Genomic DNA, 12,743 nt, shown 5'->3' on the forward strand with positions numbered 1-12,743 from the left:
ATGAGACCCCGGCCTCAGGCGTGCCAGTCCGGCAGAGCCCCCGCCGGCGCGTCGAGCCAGCCCGGAACCGGCAGGTCGCGCTCGGTGAGGAAGGCCGGATTGAACAGCTTCGAGGCGTAGCGGGCCGCCCCGTCGCAGAGGATCGTCACGATCGTGTGACCGGGCCCGAGGTCCCGGGCCAGCCGGATCGCCCCGGCGACGTTGATGCCCGACGAGCCGCCCAGCGACAGCCCCTCCTCCCGCATCAGCCCGAAGACGATGTCGAGAGCCTCGCGGTCCGGGATCCGGAAGGCGCGGTCGGGGGTGAAGCCCTCGAGGTTCCGGGTGATCCGCCCCTGGCCAATCCCCTCGGTGATCGAGGAGCCCTCGGCCTTCAGGGTGCCGGTCGTGTAGTGGGCGTAGAGGGCCGAGCCCTCCGGGTCCGAGAGCGCGATCCGCACCTGCGGATTGCGGGTGCGCAGGGCCTCGGCGGTGCCGGCCAGCGTGCCGCCGGTGCCGGCCGCGCAGACGAAGCCGTCGACCCGGCCGCCGGTCTGCGCCCAGATCTCCGGGCCGGTGCCGTCGACATGGGCCTGCCGATTGGCGACGTTGTCGAACTGGTCGGCGAAGAAGGCGCCCGCCGGCTCGGTGGCGGCGAGCTTCTCCGCGAGCCGCCGAGCCACGTGGACGTAGTTGTTCGGGTTGGCGAAGGGCACCGCCGGCACTTCCACCAGCCGGGCGCCCGCGAGCCGCAGGGTCTGCTTCTTCTCCTCGGACTGGGTGACCGGGATGACGATCAGCGTCCGGTAGCCGCGCACCGAGGCCACCAGGGCGAGGCCGATGCCGGTGTTGCCGGCAGTGCCCTCGACGATCGTGCCGCCCGGGCGGATCAGGCCCCGCGCCTCCGCGTCCCGCACGATCGAGAGCGCCGCCCGGTCCTTCACCGACAGGCCGGGATTCAGGAACTCCGCCTTGCCGTAGATGGTGCAGCCGGTCTCCTCGGAGGCGCGGCGCAGGCGGATCAGCGGCGTCTGGCCGATGGCGGCCAGGACGTCGGAGGCGGGTTCGCGACTCGGTACGGTCATGGTCGGGAGCCTAGGGTGCCGCGCGGCCGCTGGCGAGCCTCACCCGAACACGTGCCCGCCGTTGATCCGCAGGCCGACCGGGTGGCCGGCCGGGTAGCGCACGCCGTCGAAATCCTCCACGGCGAGGACGCGCCCCTCGGCGTCGGCCACCTCGATCCGCTGGCGCCCCTGCGTCCGGTACGAGCTGCGCACGGTGCCCGACAGGTGCGCGGCCTCGGGCTCGGCGAGCTGCAGCTGCCAGGGCCGGACGTAGAGCTTGACCGGGCCGAACAGGCTGGTGGGCGCGGCGACCGGCGTCTCCCGGCCCCGGACCAGCACCCGGCCGCCCTCGGCGATCGCCTCCACCTCGACGGAATCGCCCAGGAACTTCATCACGGTGGCGGAGGCCGGGTTCTCCTGCACCTCGTCGGGCGTGCCGACCTGCTCCAGGCGGCCGCGATCGAGCACGGCCACGCGGTCGGACAGCTCCAGCGCCTCGTCCTGGTCGTGGGTGACGAAGATCGTGGTCTGGCCAGTGCGGTCGTGGATCTCGCGCAGCCAGCGGCGCAGGTCCTTGCGGACCTGGGCGTCGAGCGCGCCGAAGGGCTCGTCCAGCAGGAGAACCCGCGGCTCGACCGCGAGGGCCCGGGCGAGCGCCACCCGCTGCCGCTGGCCGCCGGAGAGCTGCGACGGGTAGCGGTCGCCGAACCCGGAGAGGCGGATCAGGTCGAGCAGGTCGCCGACCCGGCGCTTGATCTCGGCCTTGGCCGGCCGGTCGGCGCGGCGCCGCGCGTTCAGCCCGTAGGCGATGTTGTCGGCCACGCTCATGTGCTTGAACAGGGCGTAGTGCTGGAACACGAAGCCCACGGCCCGCTCCTGCACGGGCAGGCCGGTGGCGTCGTCGCCGCCGAACAGGATCCGGCCCCGGTCCGGCGCGTCGAGCCCGGCGATGATCCGCAGCAGCGTCGTCTTGCCCGAGCCCGACGGGCCGAGGAGCCCGATCAGCTCGCCCGCCCGCACGTCCAGCGACAGGTCGTGCAGCACCGCCGCCGTGTCGAACGTCTTCGAGACGTTCTCGACCCGGATCGCCGTGGAGGGGCGATCAGTGTGCCCGGCCGTGCGCGAGCTCACCCGCGAAGCGCCATTCGAGGACGGATTTGAGGACGAGGGTGATGAGGGCAAGGACGGCGAGGAGCGAAGCGACGGCGAATGCGGCGACGAAGTTGTACTCATTGTAGAGGATCTCCACGTGGAGTGGGATGGTGTTGGTCAGGCCGCGGATGTGGCCCGACACCACCGACACCGCTCCGAATTCGCCCATCGCCCGGGCATTGCAGAGGAGCACGCTGTAGAGCAGGCCCCAGCGGATATTGGGCAGCGTCACCGTCCGGAACGCGTGCAGGCCCGAGGCGCCGAGCGTCAGTGCCGCCTCCTCCTCGGCGGTGCCCTGCTCCTGCATCAGCGGGATCAGCTCGCGGGCGACGAACGGGAAGGTCACGAACACCGTCGCCAGGACGATCCCCGGCAGGGCGAACAGGATCTGGACGCCGTGGTTGAGGAGCCAGGAGCCGAACAGGCCCTGGGACCCGAACAGCAGCACGTAGATCAGGCCGGAGACCACCGGAGAGACCGAGAACGGCAGGTCGATCAGGGTGATCAGCAGCGACTTGCCGGGAAACTCGAACTTGGCGATCGCCCAGGAGGCGGCCAGCCCGAACACGACGTTGAACGGCACCGCGATCGCCGCCACGGTCAGCGTCAGGCGGATCGCGCTCCAGGCGTCGGGCTCCCGGAACGCGTCCAGGAAGGCACCAAGCCCCTTGGAGAAGGCCTGGAGGAAGACCGCGAACAGCGGCAGCACCAGGAACAGCGCCAGGAACGCCACGGCGATCCCGATCAGGACCGCGCGGACGCCGACCCCTTCCGAGGCGACCGGGGCCGGCTTGGCGGCCGGCACGAAGGCGGGAGAGAAGATCTCAGACATAGCCGAACCGCCGCCGTGACCAGGCCTGGATGAGGTTGATGGCGAGCAGCGTCAGGAACGAGATCCCGAGCATGATCGTCGCGATGGCCGCCGCGCCGCCGTAGTCGAACTCGGAGAGCTTGATGACGATGAGCAGCGGCGCGATCTCCGACACGTAGGGCAGGTTGCCGGCGATGAAGATGATCGAGCCGTACTCGCCGACACCCCGGGCGAAGGCGAGCGCGAAGCCGGTGAGCACCGCCGGGATCAGGGGCGGCAGCACCACCCGGGTAAGGGTGACGAGGCGCGTCGCCCCGAGGGTGGCCGAGGCCTCCTCGATCTCCTTGTCGATCTCGGCGATCAGCGGCTGCACGGTCCGCACCGCGAAGGGCAGGCCGATGAACACCATGGCGATGAAGATGCCGACCGGCGTGTAGGCCGCCTGGATTCCGAGGCGCGCGAGCGGCGCGCCGAGCAGACCGTCCGGCGCGTAGAGCGAGGCGAGCGCGATGCCGGCGACCGCGGTGGGCAGGGCGAAGGGCAGGTCGACGGCGGCGTCGACCAGCTTGCGGCCCGGGAAGCGGTAGCGGGTCAGCACCCAGGCCACCAGGAAGCCGAAGGCCGAGGCGACGAGCGCCGCGATGGCCGAGACGCCGAAGCTGATCCGCAGGGCGCTGGCGACCCGCGGATCGGTGGCGACCTCCCAGATGCCCGACAGGCCGAGCCCCGAGGCCTTCACCACCAGTCCGGCCAGCGGCAGCAGGACGATCAGGCCGAGGCAGGTCAGCGTGTAGCCGAAGCTGATCCCGAAGCCCGGGATCACGCTCGGCCGTCGGAACGTCCGACGGGGACGGGGCGTCTGGACCATGATCTGAAGCCTCAGCGGCCGGCCCGGCTCAGACGGTCGAACAGGCCGCCGGCGTCGAAGTTCCGCTTCTGGATCTCGTCCCAGGATCCCTGGAGGTCCTCGATCTTGAACAGCTTGATCTCGGGCAGCTGGGCGAGGTCCGCCGGGGCGGCCGCCTCCCGCCGGATCGGCCGGTAATGGTGCTTGGCGAAGATCGCCTGGGCGCGGTCGCCGTAGAGGAAGTCGAGATAGGCCTGGGCCGCCTTGGTGGTGCCCTTCCGCTCGGCATTGACCGCCACCAGGGCCACAGGCGGCTCGGCGTAGATCGAGGTCGGCGGCGAGACGATGTCGAACTTGTCGGCGCCGAATTCCTGGAGCACGAGGTAGGCCTCGTTCTCCCAGGTCGGCAGGACGTCGCCGAGGCCGCGCTGCGCGAAGGTCACCGTCGAGCCGCGGGCGCCGGTATCGAGCACCGGCACGTTCTTGTAGACCTGCCCGACGAAGGCGTCGGCCTTCGCGGCGTCCTTGTCCTTCCCGTAGGCGTAGCCCCAGGCGGCGAGGAAGTTCCAGCGCCCGCCGGCCGAGGTCTTCGGATTCGGGGTGATCACCTTCACGTCGGGCTTGACCAGGTCGTCCCAGTCCTTGACGCCCTTCGGGTTGCCCTTCCGGACCAGGAACACCACCGTCGAGGTGTAGGGCGTCCCCTGGTTCGGCAGCTTGCTGCGCCAATCCTCCGGGATCTTGCGGGTGAGCTTGGCGATCGCGTCGATGTCGGACGGGATGCCGAGGGTGACCACGTCGGCGTCCACCCCGTCGATCACCGTGCGCGCCTGCGCGCCCGAGCCGCCGTGCGAGGCCCGCACCGTGATGGCCTCGCCGGTCTTCGCCTTCCACTCCTCCGCGAAGGCGGCGTTGATCTCGCGGTAGAGCTCGCGGGTCGGGTCGTACGAGACGTTGAGGAGCGCGGTCTCGGCCGCGGCCGGCAGCGCGCAGGTCAGCAGGCCGGCTCCGGCCAGAAGGGTCAGCCCGATCGCCCGAGCCATCCGGCCCAGACCTGAAGCGTTCGTCATCACGTCCGATCCCCCAGCCATCCGCGGTTGCGACGCAGGGGACAGGCGTCCCCGGGAGGCGCGAAATCGTTCTTTTTACCGAACGAAGTCAAGCCTCGGGTGTGGACCCGCGTGATGCCGTAACGTGATCAGGATCGACGATCGTGCCGGAAATGCAAGATAACTCAGGGTGGTAGACGATCAGAACGCATGGATCTTCTCTGCGACGCCGCCGATGGAGAAGATTTCGTGCGCGGAATCGGGTTTCTCAGAACGAACGATCTTAAGTGCTCTAGCGCACATCGGGCGGCATTCTGCGGGCCGGCGATAGCCGTCGGCGGTTCGCGCCGCACGCGGTTGCCCGCAAGACGGCGATCCTCCGCTCCCCTGTCGGCGGCGGTCCGGGTCAGCGCTTCGGCTTGTCGAGCCGGGCGATCAGGGCCTCCAGCCGCTTGTCGACCGGGGCCGCCAGCGTGTCGGTGAAGAGCGCGCGCAGGTTCTGGCCGAGATGGCGCCGGATGTCGGAGCTCAGCGGCGGCGCGTCGACCGACCGCTCGGTCTCGCAGGGGCGTTCGGGATGCGGCTTCGACATGACCGGGAAATCCTCGCACCTGTGGACACGTACGGTTGCAAGGTTTGGTTAAGGAGCCGTCACCGCCGCGGCCGCGCTGCCGCCACGCGACCCCGGTGCCCCGTGCCGGGTCGGTGTCGCAGGCCGGAACTGCCGCCGCGAAGGCTACGTTGCCCGGGCATTCCCCGCTGTTCATCCCCTGCTGCCATTCTCCCGCATTCCCCCTGCTGCCAGGAGGCGCCCCGTGTCCCGCTCGATTCCCCTGATGATGTCGCTGCTCCTCGGTCTCGCGACGGTGGCGTCGCCCTGTCTCGCGCAGACGAAACCGGGCGAGATCAAGGGCGTCGACGCGATGGGCGACAAGTCCCGCAGCGCGCAGGACGGCTGGAGCCAGGCCCCGGTGCCGCGGGAGCAGTCGGCCGCCAAGGACGCGCCGGACCCGGGCGGCAACTCGATCAAGGAGAATGCCGACCGTCCCGTGCCGCCGGCCCAGCCCGGCGGCACCTCCGCCACCGAGCCGCAGGCGCCCCTGGAGCACCGCACGGCCGGCCCGTCAGGCGCCAATCCGGCCAATCCCAGCAAGTAAAAAAACCGTTCTCATGCAGGATGATGCCGGTGCGACAAACGTGTTGCTTCGGCTGAGACACGGCAACTTGCTGTGTCACGCAACCGCACTTGCCTCGCGCACGCTTTTTTGGGACAGCTTGGAATTATACCAGATCGCTTTTACGGAGCGGAGATGACGGTCCAGGTCTCAAGGCGTGGCCTGCTCAAGGGGGCCGGCGCCGGCCTCGCTGGCGGCTCGCTGGGCGCGCTCGGATTCGGCGGACTCGAGCCCGCCATGGCCGCCGCGGTGCGGCCGTTCAAGCTCGCGCAGATGCGCGAGACCCGCAACACCTGCCCGTACTGCTCGGTCGCGTGCGGCGTGATCCTCTACAGCCTGGGGGACCGTTCGAAGAACGCGCGCTCCTCGGTCATGCACATCGAGGGCGATCCGGATCATCCGGTCAACCGCGGCACGCTCTGCCCGAAGGGCTCGGCGCTGCTCGACTTCGTGCACGCCGAGACCCGCACCAAGTACCCGCTCCACCGCGCCCCGGGTTCCTCCGAGTTCAAGCGCGTGTCCTGGGATTTCGCCCTCGACCGCATCGCGCAACTCATGAAGGAGGACCGGGACAAGAACTTCGTGGCCAAGAACGGCGACCTCACGGTCAACCGGTGGACCACGATGGGCTTCCTCGGGGCCTCGGCCACCACCAACGAGACGGCCTGGCTGACCTACAAGACAGTCCGAAGCATGGGGGCCCTGGTCTTCGATAATCAGGCCAGAGTTTGACACGGTCCGTCGGTCGCCAGTTTGGCGCCCTCCTTCGGACGCGGTGCGATGACCAACCTCTGGATGGACATCAAGCACGCGGACGTGATCACCGTGATGGGCGGCAATGCCGCCGAGGCTCACCCCTGCGGCTTCAAGTGGGTCGTGGAGGCGAAAGCCCATAACAATGCCAAGCTGATCGTCGTCGATCCGCGCTTCACCCGCACGGCGTCGGTGGCCGATCTCTACTGCCCGATCCGGCAGGGGACCGACATCGCGTTCCTGTCGGGGGTGGCCAAGTACCTGCTCGACAACGACAAGCTGCAGCACCGCTACGTCTCCGCCTACACCAACGCCGGGTACGTGGTCCGCGAGGGCTACGACTTCAGCGAGGGGCTGTTCACGGGCTACGACGCGGACAAGCGCGACTACGACAAGACCACCTGGGACTACGAGATCGGCCCCGACGGCTACGCTGTGGTCGACGAGACGATGCAGCACCCGCGCTGCGTGATGCAGCTGCTGAAGAAGCACGTCTCGCTCTACACGCCCGAGATGGTCGAGAAGATCTGCGGCTCGCCCAAGGAGACCTTCCTGAAGGTCTGCGAGCTGATGGCGACGACGGCTTCTCCCGAGAAGTCGATGGCCTCGCTCTACGCGCTCGGCTGGACCCATCATTCCAAGGGCTCGCAGAACATCCGCTCGATGTGCATCGTGCAGACGCTGCTCGGGAACATCGGCGTTCTCGGCGGCGGCATGCAGGCGCTGCGCGGTCACTCCAACATCCAGGGGCTGACCGATATCGGGCTGATGTCGAACCTCATCCCCGGGTACCTGAACATCCCGGTGGAGAAGGAGCCCGACTACGCGAGCTACATCGCCAAGCGGCAGTTCAAGCCGCTGCGTCCCGGACAGACGAGCTACTGGCAGAACTACAACAAGTTCTTCGTCTCGTTCCAGAAGGCGATGTGGGGCGACAAGGCCACCAAGGAGAACGACTGGGCGTACGATTACCTGCCCAAGCTCGACGTGCCGACCTACGACGTGATGCGCGGGTTCGAGCTCGCCAAGCAGGGCAAGATGACCGGCTACGTCATCCAGGGCTTCAACCCCCTGCTGTCGTTCCCGAATCGCGCCAAGATGACGGAAGCCTTCTCCAAGATGAAGTTCATCGTGGTGATGGATCCGCTCAAGACGGAGACGGCCCGCTTCTGGGAGAATCACGGCGAGTACAACGACGTCGATCCGACCAAGATCCAGACCGAGGTGTTCGAGCTTCCGACCACCCTGTTCGTGGAGGAGGAAGGCTCGCTGTCGAACTCCAGCCGGTGGCTGCAGTGGCACTGGCAGGCGCAGGAGGCGCCGGGTGAGTGCCGCTCGGACATCGAGATCATGTCGGAGATCTTCCTCCGCATGAAGGCGGCCTACAAGAAGGATGGCGGGGCCTTCCCGGACCCGATCGTCAATCTGAAGTGGGACTACGCGATCGCCGAGGCGCCGACGCCGACCGAGCTCGCCCGCGAGCTCAACGGCTACACGCTGGCGCCGACGCCGGATCTCAACGGGACGATCATCCCGGCGGGCAAGCAGGTCGACGGCTTCGCCCAGCTCAAGGACGACGGGACGACCGCCTGCGGCTGCTGGATCTACTCGGGCTGCTACACCGAGAAGGGCAACATGATGGCCCGCCGGGACAATACCGATCCCGGCGACCGAGGCATCGCGCCGAACTGGGCCTTCGCGTGGCCGGCCAACCGGCGCGTGCTCTACAACCGCGCCTCGTGCGACCCCGAGGGGCGCCCGTGGTCGGAGAAGAAGAAGCTCATCGAGTGGAACGGCAAGCAGTGGATCGGCTTCGACGTGCCGGATTACGGCGTCACCGTCGCCCCCGATAAGGGCGTCGGCCCGTTCATCCTGAACCAGGAGGGCGTCGCCCGCCTGTGGACCCGCGGTCTCATGCGCGACGGGCCGTTCCCGACGCACTACGAACCCTTCGAGTCGCCGGTGGCCAACCTCGCCTTCCCGAAGATCAAGGGCGCGCCCGCGTCCCGCATTTTCAAGGACGACCTCGCCGACCTCGGCGACGCGAAGGAATTCCCCTACGCGGCGACGAGCTACCGCCTGACCGAGCACTTCCACGGCTGGACCAAGCACGCCCGGATCAACGCGATCCTCCAGCCGGAGGCCTTCGTGGAGATCTCGGAGGAGCTCGCCAAGGAGAAGGGCATCGCCAAGGGCGGCTGGGTCCGCGTCTGGTCGAAGCGCGGCTCCCTGAAGGCCAAGGCCGTGGTGACGAAGCGGATCAAGCCGCTGATCTGCGACGGCAAGCCCGTCCACGTCGTCGGCATCCCGCAGCACTGGGGCTTCATGGGCCACACCAAGAAAGGATGGCACCCGAACTCGCTCACGCCGGTCGTGGGCGACGCGAACACCGAGACGCCGGAGTTCAAGGCTTGGCTCGTGAACATCGAGCCGACCACGCCTCCGTCGGACGCGGTCGCGTAAGGGGGGAGCACGGAAATGGCCGACTACAGCTCCCTCGACATCCGCCAGCGCTCCGCCTCGACGGAGACGCCGCCGGAGATCCGCCGTCAGGTGGAGGTCGCCAAACTCATCGACGTGTCGAAGTGCATCGGCTGCAAGGCCTGCCAGTCGGCGTGCGAGGAGTGGAACGACCTGCGCGACGACATCGGTGTCAACACGGGCACCTACCAGAACCCCCACGACCTCACGCCGAAGTCGTGGACCCTGATGCGGTTCACCGAGTACGAGAACCCGGAGACCAACAACCTCGAATGGCTGATCCGCAAGGACGGCTGCATGCACTGCACCGAGCCGGGCTGCCTGAAGGCCTGCCCGTCTCCCGGCGCGATCGTGCAGTACTCCAACGGCATCGTCGACTTCATCGAGGAGAACTGCATCGGCTGCGGCTACTGCGTGAAGGGCTGCCCCTTCAACATCCCGCGCATCAGCCAGACCGACCACAAGGCGTACAAGTGCACCCTGTGCTCGGACCGGGTGGCGGTGGGTCAGGCACCGGCCTGCGCCAAGGCCTGCCCGACCGGCTCGATCATGTTCGGCACCAAGCAGGCCATGATCGATCAGGCCCACGACCGCGTCGAGGACCTGAAGTCGCGCGGCTTCGCCCATGCCGGCCTCTACGACCCGGCCGGGGTCGGCGGCACGCACGTCATGTACGTGCTGCACCACGCCGACCAGCCGAACCTCTACGCGGGCCTGCCGAACGACCCGAAGATCTCGCCGCTGGTCGCCTTCTGGAAGGGCGGTGCCAAGGTGTTCGGTCTCGCCGCGATGGGCTTCGCGGCGGTGGCGGGCTTCTTCCACTACGTCACGGCCGGCCCCAACGAGGTCGTGCCCGAGGAGGAGGAAGAGGCGGTCGAGTACGACGAGGCCAAGCGCCGGGAGAATGGCGGCGAGGCCCGGCCGCACTGAGACGCGACGGTCTCCCTCCCCCGCGGGGGGAAGGGAGCGCCGCGCCGAACGGTTTCGGCAGGGCGGAGACGGCTCGGGCGCCCGACCCGATTTCGAGTTTCACGGCCCGCCCGCCGCGACGGGCGGCCCCGTCAGGCGAGTGAAGGCCGATGACGATCCAGAACAATGTCCGGGACGGCGATTCCCGCCCCCTCCACCACGCCAAGTCCGAGGCGCCGGAGGTGATGTACGTCCCGCGCTACACCGGCCTGCAGCGCGTGAACCACTGGATCACCGCGATCCTGTTCACGCTGCTGACCCTCTCGGGGCTGGCGATGTTCACGCCCTACCTGTTCTCGCTGACCGGCCTGTTCGGCGGCGGGCAGGCGACCCGAGCGATCCACCCGTGGTTCGGCGTGGCGCTGGCGATCAGCTTCCTCTTCCTGTTCGTGCGCTTCTGGCGGCTCAACATCCCCAACAAGGACGATGTCGAGTGGTCGAAGAAGATCGGCGACGTGGTCACCAACCGCGAGGACCGGCTGCCGGAGCTCGGCAAGTACAATGCCGGCCAGAAGGGCGTGTTCTGGGGCCAGACCGCGCTGATCGGCGTGATGTTCGTGACCGGCCTCGTGATCTGGAACACCTATTTCGGCGGCCTCACCTCGATCGAGACCCAGCGCTGGGCGCTGCTCGCGCACTCGCTGGCCGCCGTCATCGCCATCGCGATCATCGTGGTGCACGTCTACGCCGGCATCTGGGTGCGCGGCACCGGCCGGGCGATGGTCCGCGGCACGGTCACGGGCGGCTGGGCCTACCGGCACCACCGCAAGTGGTTCCGTCAGATGGCCGGCGGCCCGGCGCGCCGCGGCTCGGTGGACAAGCGCGGATCCTGATCGCGTGGCCAACTTCTTCAGGCGGAAACCCGCAGCTCCGGCCGCGGACAACACCCCGAAACCCGCCGAGGCCCCGAAGCCCCGCCGCCGGGATTTCAGCGAGCTCAAGCCCGATCCCGACAAGATCGGGATCTCGGGCTCGGTCCCGCTCGTGCGCCTGCCCGATCCCGCGACTCTGTTCGCCGACCGGGCCGCGCGCCTGGCGGAGGCCGCGCCCGGGCACCCGCTGGAGGCCTATCTCCGGTTCGTCGGTGAGGTCGCCCGCGCCCAGGCGGCGATCCAGGCACGGTTTCCGGCCCCGCCGGCGCCGGATCCCGCCGATCAGGCGCTGCGGAGCGAGCACGGCATGCCGCCGCTGTCGCGGCACAGCCTCGAGGCCGACCAGGATTTCGACGCGTGCCTCCTGGCGCTGCTCGACGCGCTGGATCTCGCGACCGCGCCCGAGGCCTCGGCCGCGGCGCGGGATGCCCTGCGGGCCGCCGCGCCGGAGGAGCGCCGCGATCTCGCCGTGCAGGTTTTCGAGGGCGCGCTGCCGGTCGACCGGATCGCCGAATGCCTGTTCGTCTCAGCCGCGTTGCAGGTGCGCTTCGCCGAGCGGGCCGCGCGCCTCGACACGCGGACGCTGAAGCCCGTCGCGGACGGCGTCTGCCCGTGCTGCGGCGGCGCGCCGGTGGCGAGCGTCATCGTCTCCTGGACCCCGGCCGACAAGGCCCGGTATCTCAGCTGCTCGGTCTGCGGCACGTACTGGAACCACGTCCGGATCCGCTGCACCGCCTGCGGCGACGGCGAGGGTGTCAGCTATTACGGGCTCGACGAGGTCTCGAAGGACGTCCAGGTCGAGACCTGCACGACCTGCCACAGCTACATCAAGCACCTCCACCAGCACCGGGCGCCGGCCCTCGACCCGGTGGCGGACGACATCGCGTCCTACGGGCTCGACCTGAAGATCGCCGAGGACGGGTTCCGGCGCGCCGGACTGAACCTGCTCTTCGTGATCTAGCGCGGGATGCGCCCATCCCGGCCGACGGCCTCGTCCCGAGGTGGCCGTGTCGGCGGCCCTCGAGGGCGAGTTCCAGGGAGCGCGCGGCGCCTGGAGGCCGCCTTCGAGACCTCCGCCGCGCTCCGCACCGCGGGATGAGGGGCCGGGTCGGACGCGCCTGCAGGATCGACAGCGCGATCCTGCAACGCGGCGGGAAAGGAAAGCCCCGCGCTCAGCGGTAGCCGTAGCGGCTCTTGGCGGCGGCGAGCAGGTGCAGGGCCTCGCCCGACTTGCCGGCCGAGCATTCCGCGGCGGCGTGGGCGAGGTCGGCGCTGAAGCGGTCGCCCACCGGCTTGTTGAGGTTGCCGGTGGCCACGTCGCTGTCGACGATCGCCTTCGTGCGGGCGATCTCCGGGCCGCAGCCGCTGCCCGTGGGCAGGGCCAGGGGCGCCGGCACGATCGGCGATGGCTCGGTCACCGCGGGCGTGGCGCGCTGCTGGCAGGCGCCCAGCGCCGCGACGGCGAGGGCGACGAGGCTGAGGCGCATCGGGAGGCGGGACGCGGGCACGGCGATCATCCTGTTGGGGCGCGAGGGGCAGCGCCGCCGAGGTTCTGAGCCGAGCTTGGCGGTGGGTCAATCGCCCCGGCGAC

12 protein-coding genes are annotated in these 12,743 nt (G+C 69.3%); 5 read left to right on the forward strand and 7 right to left on the reverse strand.

All coding sequences use genetic code 11. The features are described from left to right. Positions 1-14: 14 nt before the first annotated feature. The 6 genes from ACLBYB_RS23075 to ACLBYB_RS23100 form a co-directional block, all read right to left on the reverse strand. Entirely contained in the window at positions 15-1,064 is a 1,050-nt protein-coding gene (locus tag ACLBYB_RS23075) for a cysteine synthase A (protein ID WP_447700169.1), read from the reverse strand. 39 nt (positions 1,065-1,103) lie between these two features. Further along, entirely contained in the window at positions 1,104-2,174 is a 1,071-nt protein-coding gene (locus ACLBYB_RS23080) for a sulfate/molybdate ABC transporter ATP-binding protein (RefSeq protein WP_244491830.1), read from the reverse strand. Then, positions 2,146-3,027, reverse strand: a complete 882-nt coding sequence (gene cysW, locus ACLBYB_RS23085; RefSeq protein WP_447695391.1) for a sulfate ABC transporter permease subunit CysW — start codon at positions 3,025-3,027, stop codon at positions 2,146-2,148. The genes ACLBYB_RS23080 and cysW overlap by 29 nt, the downstream gene beginning before the upstream one ends. Beyond that, positions 3,020-3,874 (reverse strand): sulfate ABC transporter permease subunit CysT, encoded by an 855-nt coding sequence (gene cysT, locus ACLBYB_RS23090; RefSeq protein WP_012318099.1) that lies wholly within the window; start codon positions 3,872-3,874, stop codon positions 3,020-3,022. Before cysT ends, cysW begins: the two co-directional genes overlap by 8 nt. Positions 3,875-3,885: 11 nt before the next feature. Next, on the reverse strand, positions 3,886-4,896 hold the full coding sequence (locus ACLBYB_RS23095) for a sulfate ABC transporter substrate-binding protein (RefSeq protein ID WP_020092431.1): 1,011 nt from the start codon (positions 4,894-4,896) through the stop codon (positions 3,886-3,888). Positions 4,897-5,308: 412 nt separating this feature from the next. Beyond that, positions 5,309-5,494, reverse strand: a complete 186-nt coding sequence (locus ACLBYB_RS23100; protein ID WP_042672044.1) for a hypothetical protein — start codon at positions 5,492-5,494, stop codon at positions 5,309-5,311. A gap of 223 nt (positions 5,495-5,717) precedes the next feature. Between ACLBYB_RS23100 and ACLBYB_RS23105 the strand changes: the two genes are divergently transcribed. From ACLBYB_RS23105 to fdhE, 5 genes are all read left to right on the forward strand, one after another. Then, on the forward strand, positions 5,718-6,059 hold the full coding sequence (locus ACLBYB_RS23105; protein WP_091682271.1) for a hypothetical protein: 342 nt from the start codon (positions 5,718-5,720) through the stop codon (positions 6,057-6,059). A gap of 153 nt (positions 6,060-6,212) precedes the next feature. Further along, positions 6,213-9,293 carry a formate dehydrogenase-N subunit alpha gene (fdnG, locus tag ACLBYB_RS23110; protein WP_447700170.1) on the forward strand — a complete coding sequence of 1,027 codons (3,081 nt, stop codon included), beginning with the start codon at positions 6,213-6,215 and terminating at the stop codon, positions 9,291-9,293. A gap of 15 nt (positions 9,294-9,308) precedes the next feature. Next, the gene (gene fdxH, locus ACLBYB_RS23115; protein ID WP_020092426.1) at positions 9,309-10,241 is read left to right on the forward strand and encodes a formate dehydrogenase subunit beta; all 933 of its coding nucleotides are present in this window, start codon (positions 9,309-9,311) and stop codon (positions 10,239-10,241) included. 149 nt (positions 10,242-10,390) lie between these two features. Further along, positions 10,391-11,113 carry a formate dehydrogenase subunit gamma gene (locus ACLBYB_RS23120; protein ID WP_447700171.1) on the forward strand — a complete coding sequence of 241 codons (723 nt, stop codon included), beginning with the start codon at positions 10,391-10,393 and terminating at the stop codon, positions 11,111-11,113. A gap of 4 nt (positions 11,114-11,117) precedes the next feature. Next, positions 11,118-12,113, forward strand: coding sequence for a formate dehydrogenase accessory protein FdhE (gene fdhE, locus ACLBYB_RS23125; RefSeq protein WP_447700172.1), 996 nt, complete (start codon positions 11,118-11,120; stop codon positions 12,111-12,113). Positions 12,114-12,324: 211 nt separating this feature from the next. On the opposite strand, the gene ACLBYB_RS23130 is transcribed toward fdhE, so the two are convergent. Beyond that, positions 12,325-12,669, reverse strand: a complete 345-nt coding sequence (locus tag ACLBYB_RS23130; RefSeq protein ID WP_020092423.1) for a hypothetical protein — start codon at positions 12,667-12,669, stop codon at positions 12,325-12,327. Positions 12,670-12,743: the final 74 nt, after the last annotated feature.

It is taken from the genome of Methylobacterium sp. D54C (assembly GCF_053345595.1).